Source organism: Bradyrhizobium tropiciagri (assembly GCF_018130505.1).
Lineage (GTDB): Bacteria > Pseudomonadota > Alphaproteobacteria > Rhizobiales > Xanthobacteraceae > Bradyrhizobium > Bradyrhizobium tropiciagri_B.
This window is the reverse complement of sequence record NZ_JAFCKH010000011.1, coordinates 296,390-310,475: the sequence shown is the minus strand read 5'-3', so window position 1 is coordinate 310,475 and position 14,086 is coordinate 296,390. Positions and strand designations below refer to the sequence as shown.

The following is a 14,086-nucleotide window of genomic DNA, read 5'->3' as shown; positions in this document are numbered from 1 at the left end:
GGCAGGTCGCGGCGATCAATTTCGTCGAGACCGAACGCGGCGACTATGCGCTGAAGACGACGCAGGCCTTCGGCGAGGTCGGCTACACCTACGCGTTCGGCGTCAGCGCGATCGAGCCGTTCCTCAACATCGCCTATGTGCGGGTCGATGGCGGCGTCAGCGAGCTCGGCGGCCTTGCGGCGATGGCCGGATCGGTGTCGCTCGATACGACCTACACGACGCTCGGCGTTCGCGGAGCGACGGCGCTGACGCAGACTCTCACCGCACGCGGCACGCTGGGCTGGCGGCATGCGTTGGGCGACGTCACGCCGATCGCGGCGCTGGCGTTCCAGTCCGGTTCGGCGTTTGCGCTGGCCGGCTCGCCGATCGCGCGCGACGCGCTGGTCGCCGAGGCCGGGCTCGACCTCGCGGTCGCGCCGAACGCCTCGGTCGGCGTCTCCTGGGCCGGCCAGTTCGCCGACCAGAGCCACAACAACATGGTCAAGGGCAATTTCAGCTGGAGATTCTGATTCACCGGCAGCGCGGATAGATTGCTGCGAGGTCGCGGCCGCGCAGCAGCAGCAGGCGCGAGCTCAATCCGCCGCGGCGAACGATCCAGCCGCGGACCGGTCCGGGATACGCCTCCAGCACGGCCGCGGTGGCTTCCGGCTCGGCGTAGGTGCGGCCGCGCCGGTCGATCGAGCGCGCGGCGTGGAAGCCGAGCACCGCGCGCCGTGTCACGCAGATGCGGTCATCCGGCACCATCGAGAGCACCAGCGTGCATGCCGAAAAACACGGACCGTCGATCACCACGCGCTCGCCGGAGGCGCGCACCCGCTCGAACAGTTCGAGGAACGGGCCGACCTGCCCGCCGGGGCTCGCGAGGATGCGCACCTCAGCCTGGGCAGAACACACGGCAGCGCAGAGCGCAGCCGCCACCAAGATCGTCCTGATTGCCACCATGTGCATCGGCGGTTCCCCCGGGCTGGCGTCGCCCCAGCTTACGCTATCCCATGCGGCGACAGTTTGTCAGCCCGCGCCGGAGACGCCGGCTTCGGCAAAGGTCGCCATGCCGCCGTGGCAGGCCAGCGCCGCCCGCAACAGCAGGATCGCGATGCCGGCGCCGGAGGCTTCGCCGAGCCGCATCTCCAGATCGAGCAGCGGGGCGAGCGCGAGTTCGCGCAGCAATTCGCGATGGCCGAGCTCGGCCGACACATGCCCGGCGCGGCAGTGCGCGAGGATGTCGGGCGCGAGCTTTGCCAGCGGCAGCACCGCCGCGGTCGCCACGAAGCCGTCGAGCAGCACCGGAATGCACCTGGCGCGTGCCGCCAGCACCGCACCCGCGATCGCCGCAAGCTCGCGCCCGCCGAGCGCAATCGCCGTGGCCAGCGGATCGTCGAGCACCCCGCGATGCAGCTTGAGCGCCGCGTCGATCGCGACGCGCTTGCGCAGGATGCCGGCATCGTCGACGCCGGTGCCGCGGCCGGCCCAGCGCGCGCCGCGGCCGCCCATCAGCGCCGCGCACAGCGTCGCCGCCACCGTGGTGTTGGCGATGCCCATCTCGCCGACCACGAGCAGGTCGCATTGCTCCGGCACCGTGCGCCAGCCGGTGTCGAGCGCGACGAGGAAATCCGCCGGGTCCATCGCCGGCGCCATCGTGAAGTCGCGCGTCGGCCGCGCCAGCTCGAGCGGCTCGACGCGCAGCTCGGCGCCGGCCAATTTCGCGATCTGGTTGATCGCAGCGCCGCCCGCGGCGAAATTCGCCACCATCTGCGCGGTGACCTCGGACGGATAGGCGGAGACGCCGCGCTCCGCGACGCCGTGATTGCCGGCGAACACCGCGATGGTGACCTTGTCGAGCTGCGGCAGCTCGCGACCCTGCCAGCGCGCCAGCCAGATCGCGACATCCTCCAGCCGCCCGAGGCTGCCCGGCGGTTTTGTCAGGTTCTGTTGCCGTTGCGCGGCGGCCTCCGCGGTGGCGTCGTCCCCTCCGGGGAGGTCGCGACAAAAGCCGCGGATGTCGTCTAGAGTACTGAACTGCATGCGATTCCCTCGTCGAGCGGGGCGCAAGCTAAAGCATGATCCGGAAAAGTGTGAAGCGGTTTTCCGCCTGGATCCATGCGCAAGAGTTGAGTTTGAAGGCTGCGACTATGCATGAATGGCTCGACGATCTCAGGACCGCGACCGCCTTCCTGACCCGCCTGCCGATGCCGCATCCGGACGGCGCACGGCCGGAGAATTTTGTGCGGGCGCAGCGGCTGTTCCCGCTGGTCGGAGCGCTGATCGGGGCGGCGATCGGGCTGTTCTGCCTGCTGCTGCGCGCGATCGGCGTGCCGGATCTCGCCGCGGCGGCGCTTGCGCTCGGCGGCGGTGCGCTGCTCACCGGGGCACTGCACGAGGACGGGTTGGCCGATGTCGCCGACGGCTTCGGCGGCGGCCGCGATGTCGCGGCCAAGCTGGAGATCATGCGCGACAGCCGGCTCGGCACCTACGGCGCGCTGGCGCTGCTCGTCGGCTTTGCCGCGAAGCTTTCCGCGCTGGCGGCACTTCCGGATGGTGTCGTGGTGCAGAGCCTGGTCGCGACGCATGCGCTCGGCCGCGGTGTACTGCCGTGGCTGTCGATCAGCCTGCCCAATGCACGCGCCGACGGGCTCGCGGCCAATGCCGGCCGGCCCGACGGCACCATTGCCGCGGTCGCGGCCGGCGTGGCGCTGATCATTGCGTTGCTGGTGCTGCCGTTCGCCAGCGCGCTGCTGGCGGCGATCGCGGCCGGCGCGGCGGCGTTGGTCATGGGGCTGCTGGCCAAGCGGCAGATCGGCGGCCTGACCGGCGACGTGCTCGGCGGTGCCGAGCAGGTCGCCGAGGTCGCGATCCTCGTGCTGCTCGCGGCGCGGCTTGGGTGAGTGACTTGGGTGAGTGCGATGAATGGTGAAACGCATCTCTGGCTGATCCGCCACGCGCCCGTCGACGGGCCGCGCGGTGTGATTCACGCGCCCGATGCGCCCGCCGATCTCGGCGATGTCGCCGCGTTCGCTGCGCTCGAGGCGCGGCTCCCGGCCGCCGCGTTCGCGGTCTGCAGCCCGGCGCGACGCACGCGCGAAACCGCGGCGCGGCTCGGCCTTCGCGCCACCGAGGACGATGCCTTTCGCGAGCAGGATTTCGGCGACTGGACCGGACGGCGTCACAGCGAGATCGAGGCCGAGCTGGGCGCGGCAGCCTATCGCGCGTTCTGGCAATCGCCGGCGACCAACCAGCCGCCCGGCGGCGAGAGCTTTCTCGATCAAATCGCGCGCGCAAGGAGAGGGCTGGCGCGCCTGCCCGCCGGCGATGCCATACTGGTGGTGCATTCCGGCACCATCCGCGCGGTGCTTGCGATTGCACTCGATCTGGCGCCAGAGTTGGCGCTGCGCTTCGTCATCGATCCGCTCTCGCTCACGAGAATTGATCGGTTGGCGGATGCTTGGCGTGTGGTTGCGGTGAATGGGCGATGACCAAGGACGCGAACGCGTGCGTTCGACAAGCGGGAGACTCACGGTGAAATTGGTTGGAGCATTGATGCTGGCGCTGGGCGTTCTTGCGATGGCGAAGCCGGCATCTGCGCAAATGTATGATCCTCGCTACCCGGTCTGCATGCATGTTTACGGTTCGCTGATCGGCGAGCGGATGGACTGCATCTTCACCTCGTGGGGGCAGTGCCAGTTCGCCGCGCAAGGGCTCCCGGCCACTTGCCTGGTCAACCCGTTTTACGCGCCGGGATCGACGCGCCCGCGCGGGTTCGAACGGTGATCGTTGCGCTCGAGCTCGCGAACGAGGGTCGCTGCGAGACCTTGCCTTACCCGTTCCGCCGCTGGCCGCGCAGGGTCGGCAGGCCGATGCCGGCGGCATCAAAACCGCCGTCGACGGCGAGGATCTGGCCGGTGATGTAGCTGGCGCGCTCCGAGCACAGGAAGAAGATGGCGTCCGCCAGTTCCTCCTCGAGCCCGTAGCGGTTGAGCGGAATCGCGTCGTGATAGTCGGCGCGGATCTCCGCCGTGTGCACGGACTTCGCCATCGCGGTCTCGACCGGTCCGGGCGCGACGGCGTTGACGCGGATGCCGAGCGAGGCGAGCTCGACCGCGAGCTGCTTGGTCAGGTGCGCCAGCCCTGCCTTGCTGGTGCCATAGGCCGAACGCAGCGTTGAGGCCCGCACCGCCGAGATCGAGGTGATGTTGACGATCGCGCCGCCGCCATGCTCGCGCATCACAGGCGCCGCGGCCTTCGTGCACAAGAACGGGCCGGTGAGGTTGACCGCCATGATCCGGCTCCAGTCGGCGTCTGAGGTCTCCAGCACCGGCGTGAACACCGCGACGCCGGCGTTGTTGACCAGCGCATCGAGCCGGCCGAAGCGGCGGCTGACGGAGGCGACCGCCGCCGCGACGGCGCCGGCGTCGGCGACGTCGCAGGTCAGCGCCAGCGTGTCGTCCGGCCGGTTCAGCGCCGCCACCGCGCGCGCCTGCAATTCGCCCTCGATATCGAGCAGCGCGACGCGCCAGCCCTCGGCGAGAAAGCGCTTCGCGGCCGCCAGCCCGATCCCGCGCGCGGCGCCGGTGACGAGTGCGACTTTCGGTGCGGAGGAATTCATCTGACGGTCCGAGGTTGGGGCGAGGGGAGCCCGACCGTCTGCGACCTTTGTCAGGCGATGTCAACCTGACGGGAAAGCCTCGAAGGACGGCGGCCCAGCCACGCCGTTCATCCTTCGAGGTACGCGCAGCGGCGCGCGTGCGCCGCCGTGCTTTTATGCCGCGAGCTCAGCGGACGCGCGCTGCATGTTGGTCGACATGTCCTGCGTCACGATGCTCTGCTCCTCGACTGCGGCGGCGGTGGAGGTGATGTACTCGTTGACGCCGGCGATCGCGGCCTTGATCTCGGTGAGCGAGCTCACCACTTCGGCGGCGATCGAGTTCAGCGCCTCGATCTCCGACGAGATCGTGTCGGTCGCCTGCTTGGCCTGGTTGGCGAGGCTCTTCACCTCGGAGGCGACCACCGCGAAGCCGCGGCCGGCTTCGCCCGCACGCGCGGATTCGATCGTGGCGTTGAGCGCCAGCAGGTTGATCTGGCCGGTGATGCTCGAGATCATCTCGACGATGCCGCTCATCGCCTGCGCGGCGGCGTTGAGCTTCTGCGCCTGGGCGTCGGCAGCCTCGACGCGGCCGGTGGCGACCGCGGCGTTCTGCTTCGACTTGGTCATGGTCTCGGAGATCTCGCGGATCGAGGCGCTCATTTCCTCGCTGCCGGCGGCGACCGCCTCGATCAGGCCGCGGGCGCTGTCGGCCTTCTTGCGGCCGATCGCCTGCGCGGTGATGTCGGTGGCGTATTTCACCACCTTGTAGGGCTTGCCGTTGAGATCGAGGATCGGGTTGTAGGAGGCCTGGATCCAGATCTCGCGGCCGCCCTTGGCGATGCGCTTGTACTCGGCGGCCTGGAACTGGCCGCGGTTGAGCGCCTCCCAGAACTCGCGATAGCCGGCCGAGTTGGCCTCGGCCTGTTCGACGAACATGCTGTGATGCTTGCCCTGGATCTCGGCCAGCGAATAGCCCATCGCGCCGAGGAAGTTCGGATTGGCGTTGCGGATGGTGCCGTCCATGTTGAATTCGATCACCGCCTGCGACTTGCCGATCGCGTCGATCTGACCGTCATTGTTGGCCGCCTTCAGCTTCTGCTCCGTCACATCGGTCGCGAACTTGACGACCTTGAACGGCTTGCCCCGATCGTCGAGGATCGGGTTGTAGGAGGCGAGGATCCAGATCTCCTTGGCGCCCTTGCCGAGACGCTTGAATTCGCCGGCCTCGAGCTCGCCGCGGTTCAGCCGCGCCCAGAACTCGCGATAGGCCGCGCTGTCGCGGTCGGCCGGGGTCACGAACATGCTGTGGTGCTTGCCCTGGATCTCGGCCAGCGAGTAGCCCATCGCGCCGAGGAAGTTCTCGTTGGCGTTGACGATGGTGCCGTCCATGTTGAACTCGATGATCGCCTGCGCGCGGCCGATCGCGGCGATCTTGCCGGCGTCCTCCATGCTGTGGATCTTCTGCGTGGTGATGTCGGTGGCGAACTTGATCACGCCGGCCGGCTTGCCGCTTTTGTCCATGATCGGGTTGTAGGAGGCCTGGATCCAGATCTCGCGGCCACCCTTGGCGATGCGCTTGTACTGTGCGGACTGGAACTCGCCGCGGTTCAGGCTGGCCCAGAACTCGCGATAGGCCTGGCTGTCGCGCGTCGCGGGTTCGACGAACATGCTGTGGTGCTTGCCCCTGATCTCGTCGAGGGAGTAGCCCATCGCCTTCAGGAAGTTCTCGTTGGCTTGGACGATGGTGCCGTCGAGCTTGAACTCGATCACGGCCTGCGACTTGCCGATCGCGTCAGCCTGCGCCAGCGCGTTCTGCACCTTTGCGTTGTTGAAAGTGAACATCGGGGCTCCGTGAAGCTTCAATAGGGAAGGGGATGGGAAATGCAGACGAGGCAACTCACGGAAAAATTGCAGGACCCGGTTTAGCTTCGGTAAAGCCTGGTCGACGCGGACTATCGCGGCTGCGCGGCATACCGGCCCGGTCACTGGGGTATGTGGCTCAATTTGCGAGGTATTTTTCTACTGTGCACGTTATCATCCACAGCCGGTCCGCGATGCTTACCGTAATCTTACGGACGCAAATTCGCAGGAAAGTTTCGTCTGCCGGAACTTCGCGATAGTGGTTGTTTTTCCGGGACTTATGGGTCCATCGAGCGCGCTTATGGCGCGGCGTGGTTTGGCGCAGCGTGAGTCGCGCCGGCCCGAGCGCCACGATTGCGCGATCCGGCCGGTCCGGATGGGAACTATTTCCGCGGGCGGGATGTCGGGGCGCGTGCCTTCGGTTCGTCCTCGGCGTACTCGACCATCCATGGAGTTCCGATGTCGCTCACCCTGCATTACCACCCGCTGTCCTCGTTCTGCTGGAAGGCGCTGATCGCGCTGCACGAGAACGGCGTGCCGTTCACCCCGCATCTGGTCAATCTCGGCGACCCCGCCGAGCGCGCCGCGTTGCTCGCACTGTCGCCGATCGGCAAGTTTCCGGTGCTGCGCGACGAAGCGCGCGGCGAGACGGTGCCGGAATCCAGCATCATCATCGAACATCTCGACCGGCACTATCCGTCCGTCACGCGGCTGATCCCCGAGGATGCCGACCTTGCGCTGAAGACCCGGCTGCGCGACCGCTTCCTCGATCTTTACGTCCATCTGCCGATGCAGAAGATCGTCGGCGACCGGCTCCGCCCGGCGGCGGATCGCAAGGACCCGCATGGTGTCGCCGAAGCGCGGGCGCAGCTCCGCACATCCTATGCCGCGCTGGAGCGCGAGATCGCGGCGACCGGGTGGATGATGGGAGAGCACTTCACGCTGGCCGACTGCGCGGCGGCGCCTGCGCTGTACTACGGCAATCTGAACGAGCCGTTCGGCGACGGTCACCCGCGCCTGCACGCCTATCTGGAGCGGCTGATGGCGCGGCCGTCCTTCGCGCGCGTGCTCAAGCAGGCGGAGCCTTATTTCGGCATGCTGCCGAGGGACGGCTAGCGCGTTGGCGGACCGGCGGCAGCGCTAATATTTTCGCCCCGCCTGTCGCATTCGCCGGTTCCCGTTCGTCATCCATCCAAGGTCCGGGATCCGGAGCGATCACCGCTCCGGATCCCGGCAATGCATTGTGGAGACGACATGGCTGCAACTGGCAACAGGGATTCGGAGAAGTGGGACGCGATTTTCCCGCCGGATCATACCCAAACAAGAGCGGAGACCATCCGCGCGCTCTTCGCCGCCTATCTCGCCAATGACCGCGCGGCGGTCGAGCAGGCGTTTTCCGACGATTTCCGCTTCGGCACGCCCTACGGCGAGAACATCGACAAGCCGACCTATTTCGCCGAATGCTGGCGCGAGAGTGACTGGATCGGCCGTCACGAGATCGAGCGTATCATGGTCGACGGCGATGAAGCCTTCGTCACCTATCGCTGCGTCGCCAGGGACGGCAAGAGCTTTCGCAACACCGAGTTCTTCGTGTTCGACGGCGACAAGGTGAAGCGCGTCGACGTCTATTTCGGTCCGTCCTACCGTGACGGCGCACTCGTCAAGCAGGAACGTTGAAACCGAGGCGCGACATCGCGCCGCAATGACTTGCCAGATAATTTTCTCAAGGCGTGTCGGCGCGGCAAGGTGCGCATCGTCTTAAAGGCGAACACCGGGCACAGGACAACGGAGCAGACGATGAAGTTCATGGTGATCGTGAAGGCGAGCAAGGACTCCGAGGCCGGCGTGATGCCGAGCACGGAGCTGCTCACCGCGATGGGCAAGTTCAACGAGGAGATGGTCAAGGCGGGCGTGATGCAGGCCGGCGAAGGCCTGCATCCGACCGACAAGGGCGCACGCGTCCAATATGCCGGCGGGCAGGGCACGGTGACGCGCGGGCCGTTCAGCTTCTCGAACGGTCTGGTCTGCGGCTTCTGGCTGATCGAGACCAAATCGCTCGACGAGGCGATCGACTGGATGAAGCGCGCGCCGTTCGACGGCGGCTCCGAGATCGAGATCCGCCAAGTCTTCGCCGCCGAGGATTTCGGCGAGGCGCTCACCCCCGAGCTGCGCGAGCAGGAGGAGCGCCTGCGCGCCCAGGCCGGCAGGTGATCCACTCACGTCACTCCGCATCGTCCCGGAATGACTTCAAACCAGAGGATACGATTCCATGCGTTTCATGATGCTGATGATCCCGCTCGGCTACGAGAGCGCCCCGGCGGAGCTCGACCTCGACCCCGAACGCGTCGCCGCGATGATGCGGTACAATCAGGCGCTGAAGGACGCCGGCGTGCTGATCACGCTGGAGGGCCTGCATCCGCCGGCGACCGGCGCGCGGGTCTCGTTCGCCACCGGCGAGCCCATCGTCACCGACGGTCCGTTCACCGAGGCCAAGGACGTGATCGGCGGCTTCTGGATGATCGACGTCGCATCGCGCGCCGAAGCGATCGCATGGGCGAAGAAGTGCCCGGCCAGCAACAACGAGACCATCGAGATTCGCCAGGTCCAGGAGATGGGCGACTTCTCCGAGGAGGTGCAGCGGGCCGCTGCCACCTTCGAACATCCGCAGGGCGGCTGGGGCAAGGCGCTGCGCTGATCCACCGACTGATCGTCAATCCACAACCACAAGCACAACGGAGTACACGATGAGCACCACCAAAACTTTCGTCGCGGTCTATCTCGGCAGCGGCGCCACCGGTGGCGGCATGGCAGCCTGGAACGCGATGCCCGAGGCCGAGCGCCGCGCCAAGGAGCAGCAGGGCATGGCGGCCTGGGGCGCCTGGGTCGAGAAGCACAAGGACGTGCTGGTCGAGATGGGCGGACCGCTCGGCAAGACCAAGCGGGTCGGCCCGAACGGCATTTCCGACATCTCCAACCAGATGACCGGCTTCACCATCGTGCGTGCGGACTCGCACGAGGCCGCTGCAAAACTGTTCGAGGACCACCCGCACTTCACGATCTTCCCCGGCGATGCCGTCGAGATCATGCCGGTGCTGCCGATCCCGGGGCAGTAGGGCAGGAGCCTGCACCTTCAGTAGCCCGGATGCAGCGAAGCGAAATCCGGGGCAGCGTTACCGCGGATCGTCTGTCCCGGATTGCGCTGCGCTCCATCCGGGCTACGGGCCACGACAGCCGTCCGTTAATCTTGATCGGCGCCGCGGTCCGCCGCTAGTGACCTTTACCGCCGCCTCATGTAAAAGCCGTTCACATGAGCTGGCGGAAGGACCAAGGCCGCAGTGAGCGCGGCTATCATCACGGCAATCTCAAAGAGGCGTTGCTGCAGGCCGCGCTCGACCTGATCTCGAAGAAGGGGCCGGCCGGCTTCACCTTCGCGGATGCCGCGCGCATGGCCGGCGTCAGCCCGGCGGCGCCGTACCGGCATTTCCGCGACCGCGATGAGCTGATCGCCAGCATCGCGCAGCGCGGCTTCGAGCAGTTCGAATCTGCGTTGACGCAGGCCTGGGACGACGGCCGGCCCGACACTGTCACCGCCTTCGAGCGGGTCGGGCGGGCCTATCTCGCCTTTGCGCGCGAGGAGCCGGCGTTCTATTCGGCAATGTTCGAATCCGGGCTGCCGCCCGATGCCAATCCGGCGCTGATGGCCGCAGGCGAGCGCGCTTTTGCGATCATCCGCGCCGCGGCTGAGCGGCTCGCGGCGCTGGCGCCGCCCGGCATGCCACGCCCGCCGGCGATGATGATGGCGCTGCACATCTGGTCGATGTCGCACGGCGTGGCCTCGCTGTTCGGCCGCGGCGACGCCGCGCGCAGGAAGCTGCCGATGTCGCCGGAGGATCTGCTCGAGGCTGAGGTGCTGATCTATCTGCGCGGCCTCGGCTTCCCGACCGACCGCAAGCCGGGTGCAACGCCGCCGCCACTGAACGAAACGCCGGCGGGCGACAAGCCAGGCCCCTGGGGCAAACCGAAATAAAATTACAAAAATAATTGGCCGGGTGCGTCGTCCGCTCCGCTTGACTTTCCCAAGGGCTCGGCTATCTATGTAAATGTTATTTACATTCACAACGGCGTGATGCCGTGATGGAGAAGGGAAATGGCCTACACCGCTGATGTCAATCGCTGGCGCGGCCCCGCTGAAGAGCAGTATCCGCCGCAGATGCACATGCACTGGGCGCCGTGGCATCCCCTGAAGATCGCCCTCATCATCCTCGGCTTCATGATCTGGTGGCCGATCGGTCTCGCTATTCTCTTTTTCACACTCGGGAGCAGAAAGATGGCCTGTTGGAGTCACAACGACATGGATCGCTGGCAGAACAAGATGGAGCGGATGCAGTACCGGATGGACCGCATGCGCGACCGCATGGAGCGCCGCGGCTTCGGCTTTGGCTTCGGCCCGCCCTCGAGCGGCAACCGCGCCTTCGACGAATACCGCACCGAGACGCTGCGCCGGCTCGAAGAGGAGCAGAAGGAGTTCAAGGATTTCCTGAACCGCCTGCGCCACGCCAAGGACAAGGAAGAGTTCGACGCCTTCATGGCCCAGCAGAAGACTCGTCCGACCCCGCCGAACGACCAGCCGCCGCAGGGTTGATCACGCGAGGCAAGCACTAAGCCTTCAGGCGATGTGCCCCCATAGCGCCCGATGGCCACGAGCCGCCCGTTTGCGAACAGCAAGCGGGCGGTTTGCGTTTTGGGATGTATTTGCTTCGCTTGCGTTTCGGCACAGCCATGCGCACTTCTACAGTCTCCGGGCGATGAGGGCGCGTCATGGCATCCGCAGAGTTTCTATCGACCGACGACCTCTGGCAGCGAATCCGCCGCGAAGCGGAGGCCGCTGCTGCTGCCGATCCATTTCTCGGCGCGCAAGCTAACGCCATCCTCGAACATCACGACATCGCCGGCGCACTCGCATCCCTTATCGGCCAGCGCATTGGCAGCGTAACGGCTCACCGCATCCGGTTCACGCGCGCGGCGAGCGAGGCGTTCGCCGCCGAGCCGGCGCTGATCGACGCCGCGAGCCGCGACCTGCAGGCGATCGTGCATCGCGATCCCGCGATGACGGGCCTGCTGCCGCCGCTGCTGAACTTCAAGGGCTATGTCGCGTTGCAGGCCTGGCGCGTGTCGAACTGGCTGTGGCGCATTGACCGCGCCGAGCTCGCGCGGCTGATGCAGAGTGCAGCCTCGGACCAGTTGCAGGTCAGCATCCACCCGTCGGCTGAAATCGGAACGCAGGTGCTGCTCGATCACGGCACCGGCCTCATCGTCGGCGCGCTGGTGAGGATCGGCGACGAGGCGACGATCTTGCAGAACGTCACGATCTCGCGCGATCAGGACGATCCGCGCCGTGCCCCGAAGATCGGCCGCGGCGTCTTCATCAGCGCCGGCGCGACCATCATCGGCGACATCAGCATCGGCGACTTCGCCAAGATCGGCGCCAATGCACTGGTGACAACAGACGTGCCGCCCGGCTGCACCGCCGTCGGCGTCCCGGCCCGGCTGACCAATTGCGCCGAAGCCGCGGTGCCGGTCGCCTGACGGCAACGCTGCAACCCCACCCACCGCCGTCATCGCCCGGCTCGACCGGGCGATCCAGTACGCCGCGGCCCATCGGCTCAAGCACTGCTGCCTCTGGAATACTGGATCACCCGGTCAAGCCGGGTGACGACGCCGCGTTGTGGGGCACCAGCCGCCCTGCAATGCTGGTCGGCAAGCCGGGAAGGGGAACCCCGATGGACTCGCGTTATGTTATAATATAACACTCATCTCATGGCCCACACGCACTCCCACGCCCACGATCATGCCCACCACCACGGCCACGGCCACAGCCACGGCCCGGCCTCGCCGCATCCGGCCCAGATCGCGCCGTGGTCGATCCTGCGCATGACCGTGCCGGCACGGCTGGCGGCAGCGGCCGCTGTCAGTGCCTGCCTGTGGGGCATCGTCTGGCTGGCGATGAGGTGAGCCATGGCTGCGCTCGTTAGCTTCCGCGATGTCACGCTCGGCTATGACCGCCACCCGGCGGTGCATCATCTCAATGGCGCGGTCGAGGCCGGCGCGCTGCTCGCCGTGATCGGTCCGAACGGGGCCGGCAAGTCGACGCTCCTGCGCGGCATTGCCGGTGTGCTGAAGCCACTGTCGGGCGTGATCGATCTCGACGGGCTCGACCACCGCGACATCGCCTATTTGCCGCAGTCGGCCGACATCGACCGCACCTTCCCGATCTCGGTGTTCGACTTCGTCGGCACCGGGCTGTGGCGCGCCACCGGCTTCTTCGGCGGCATCAGCAAGGCCGCGCGCGACAAGATTTTGGCGGCGATCGCCGCGGTCGGGCTCAACGGTTTCGAGAACCGGCCGATCGGCACGCTGTCCGGCGGCCAGATGCAGCGCATGCTGTTCGCGCGCGTGCTGCTGCAGGACGCCCGCCTGATCGTGCTCGACGAACCCTTCAACGCCATCGACACCAAGACCACCGCCGACCTCCTGGCGCTGGTGAGGCGCTGGAACGGCGAGGGCCGCACGGTGCTGGCGGCGCTGCACGATCTCGACATGGTGCGCAACAATTTCCCGGAGACGCTGCTGCTGGCGCGCGGTCCGGTGGAATGGGGCCCGACCGCGCAGGCGCTGACACCTGAGAACCTGACGGTCGCGATGCGGATGTGCGAGGCGTTCGACGATTCGGCGGCCGCCTGCGCCGTCGACCCGCGCTCGAGGGCCGCCTGACGCCGATGCTGATGGACGCGCTGATCACGCCCTTCACCGAATTCGAGTTCATGCGCCGCGCACTCGCGGCCGTGATCGCGCTGTCGCTCGGTGGCGCGCCGATCGGCGTGTTCCTGATGCTGCGACGGATGAGCCTGGTCGGCGACGCCATGGCGCACGCGATCCTGCCCGGCGCCGCGATCGGCTTCCTGATCTCCGGCCTCAATCTGTTTGCGATGACGACCGGCGGCCTGATCGCAGGCTTCACCGTGGCGCTGCTCGCCGGCCTCGTCGCCCGCACCACCGAGCTCAAGGAGGACGCCTCGCTCGCGACCTTCTATTTGGTCTCGCTGGCGCTCGGCGTCACCATCGTCTCGATCAAGGGCACCAATATCGATCTGCTGCACGTCCTGTTCGGCAACATCCTTGCGATGGACGATCAGACGCTGCTGGTGATCGCCTTCAACGCCACCATCACGCTGCTGGTGCTCGCGGTGATCTACCGCCCGCTGGTGATCGAATGCGTCGATCCGGTGTTCCTCCGCACCGTCAGCCGGGCTGGCGCGCCGGCGCATCTCGCCTTCCTTGCGCTGGTCGTGGTCAACCTCGTCAACGGCTTTCATGCGCTCGGCACGCTGCTCGGCGTCGGGCTGATGATCCTGCCCGCCGGCATCGCCCGATTCTGGTCGCGCGACATCACCACCATGATCTGCATCGCAGTCGCCAGCGCGATGCTGTCGGGCTATGCCGGGCTGGTGCTGTCGTTCCAGACGCGGATTCCGTCCGGCCCTGCGATCATCCTGGTCGCGGCCGGGCTGTACATCGTGTCGCTATTGTTCGGCAATGTCAGCGGGCTGGTGCGGCAGCTATTCCCCGGCCGGCATCTCGAGGCGTGAT

At 67.0% G+C, this 14,086-nt stretch carries 19 protein-coding genes; 15 read left to right on the top strand and 4 right to left on the bottom strand.

Going from position 1 to position 14,086, the window contains the following annotated elements; all coding sequences use genetic code 11:
• A partial coding sequence (locus tag JQ633_RS27510) for an autotransporter outer membrane beta-barrel domain-containing protein (RefSeq protein WP_211988227.1) occupies positions 1-509 on the top strand: 509 nt, incomplete at its 5' end.
• A gap of 1 nt (position 510) precedes the next feature.
• Here the strand turns inward: JQ633_RS27510 and JQ633_RS27505 are convergent.
• Positions 511-942, bottom strand: a complete 432-nt coding sequence (locus JQ633_RS27505) for a hypothetical protein (protein ID WP_249159695.1) — start codon at positions 940-942, stop codon at positions 511-513.
• Between the two features lie 66 nt (positions 943-1,008).
• A complete protein-coding gene (gene cobT, locus JQ633_RS27500) occupies positions 1,009-2,022 on the bottom strand; it encodes a nicotinate-nucleotide--dimethylbenzimidazole phosphoribosyltransferase (protein ID WP_211988225.1) in 1,014 nt (337 codons plus the stop codon).
• A gap of 92 nt (positions 2,023-2,114) precedes the next feature.
• Here cobT and cobS point away from each other — a divergent pair, with 92 nt between their 5' ends.
• The 3 genes from cobS to JQ633_RS27485 all read left to right on the top strand — a co-directional run bounded on the left by cobS (position 2,115) and on the right by JQ633_RS27485 (position 3,765).
• Positions 2,115-2,882 (top strand): adenosylcobinamide-GDP ribazoletransferase, encoded by a 768-nt coding sequence (gene cobS / locus JQ633_RS27495; RefSeq protein WP_249159677.1) that lies wholly within the window; start codon positions 2,115-2,117, stop codon positions 2,880-2,882.
• 18 nt (positions 2,883-2,900) lie between these two features.
• The gene (locus JQ633_RS27490) at positions 2,901-3,470 is read left to right on the top strand and encodes a histidine phosphatase family protein (protein WP_211988224.1); all 570 of its coding nucleotides are present in this window, start codon (positions 2,901-2,903) and stop codon (positions 3,468-3,470) included.
• A gap of 64 nt (positions 3,471-3,534) precedes the next feature.
• Positions 3,535-3,765: a DUF3551 domain-containing protein gene (locus JQ633_RS27485; protein WP_211988223.1), complete on the top strand. Its 231-nt coding sequence runs from the start codon at positions 3,535-3,537 to the stop codon at positions 3,763-3,765.
• Between the two features lie 46 nt (positions 3,766-3,811).
• Here JQ633_RS27485 and JQ633_RS27480 read toward each other — a convergent pair whose 3' ends face one another.
• The gene (locus JQ633_RS27480; protein ID WP_211988222.1) at positions 3,812-4,600 is read right to left on the bottom strand and encodes an SDR family NAD(P)-dependent oxidoreductase; all 789 of its coding nucleotides are present in this window, start codon (positions 4,598-4,600) and stop codon (positions 3,812-3,814) included.
• 153 nt (positions 4,601-4,753) lie between these two features.
• A complete protein-coding gene (locus tag JQ633_RS27475) occupies positions 4,754-6,421 on the bottom strand; it encodes a methyl-accepting chemotaxis protein (protein ID WP_211988221.1) in 1,668 nt (555 codons plus the stop codon).
• 477 nt (positions 6,422-6,898) lie between these two features.
• Here JQ633_RS27475 and JQ633_RS27470 point away from each other — a divergent pair, with 477 nt between their 5' ends.
• The 11 genes from JQ633_RS27470 (at position 6,899) to JQ633_RS27420 (ending at position 14,085) form a co-directional block, all read left to right on the top strand.
• On the top strand, positions 6,899-7,555 hold the full coding sequence (locus tag JQ633_RS27470; protein WP_211988220.1) for a glutathione S-transferase family protein: 657 nt from the start codon (positions 6,899-6,901) through the stop codon (positions 7,553-7,555).
• 138 nt (positions 7,556-7,693) lie between these two features.
• The gene (locus JQ633_RS27465; protein WP_211988219.1) at positions 7,694-8,116 is read left to right on the top strand and encodes a nuclear transport factor 2 family protein; all 423 of its coding nucleotides are present in this window, start codon (positions 7,694-7,696) and stop codon (positions 8,114-8,116) included.
• Between the two features lie 120 nt (positions 8,117-8,236).
• Positions 8,237-8,650, top strand: coding sequence for a YciI family protein (locus JQ633_RS27460; protein WP_211988218.1), 414 nt, complete (start codon positions 8,237-8,239; stop codon positions 8,648-8,650).
• 58 nt (positions 8,651-8,708) lie between these two features.
• Positions 8,709-9,134, top strand: coding sequence for a YciI family protein (locus tag JQ633_RS27455; protein WP_211988217.1), 426 nt, complete (start codon positions 8,709-8,711; stop codon positions 9,132-9,134).
• Positions 9,135-9,183: 49 nt separating this feature from the next.
• Positions 9,184-9,552, top strand: a complete 369-nt coding sequence (locus JQ633_RS27450) for a YciI family protein (RefSeq protein WP_211988216.1) — start codon at positions 9,184-9,186, stop codon at positions 9,550-9,552.
• A gap of 194 nt (positions 9,553-9,746) precedes the next feature.
• Positions 9,747-10,466, top strand: coding sequence for a TetR/AcrR family transcriptional regulator (locus JQ633_RS27445; protein ID WP_211988215.1), 720 nt, complete (start codon positions 9,747-9,749; stop codon positions 10,464-10,466).
• Positions 10,467-10,586: 120 nt separating this feature from the next.
• On the top strand, positions 10,587-11,081 hold the full coding sequence (locus tag JQ633_RS27440) for a DUF2852 domain-containing protein (RefSeq protein ID WP_211988214.1): 495 nt from the start codon (positions 10,587-10,589) through the stop codon (positions 11,079-11,081).
• A 176-nt stretch (positions 11,082-11,257) separates the two neighbouring features.
• A complete protein-coding gene (locus JQ633_RS27435) occupies positions 11,258-12,025 on the top strand; it encodes a serine O-acetyltransferase (RefSeq protein WP_211988213.1) in 768 nt (255 codons plus the stop codon).
• A 231-nt stretch (positions 12,026-12,256) separates the two neighbouring features.
• Positions 12,257-12,451, top strand: coding sequence for a hypothetical protein (locus tag JQ633_RS27430; protein ID WP_211988212.1), 195 nt, complete (start codon positions 12,257-12,259; stop codon positions 12,449-12,451).
• A gap of 3 nt (positions 12,452-12,454) precedes the next feature.
• A complete protein-coding gene (locus tag JQ633_RS27425) occupies positions 12,455-13,210 on the top strand; it encodes a metal ABC transporter ATP-binding protein (protein ID WP_211988211.1) in 756 nt (251 codons plus the stop codon).
• Positions 13,211-13,215: 5 nt separating this feature from the next.
• On the top strand, positions 13,216-14,085 hold the full coding sequence (locus JQ633_RS27420) for a metal ABC transporter permease (RefSeq protein WP_211988247.1): 870 nt from the start codon (positions 13,216-13,218) through the stop codon (positions 14,083-14,085).
• Position 14,086 lies beyond the last annotated feature (1 nt).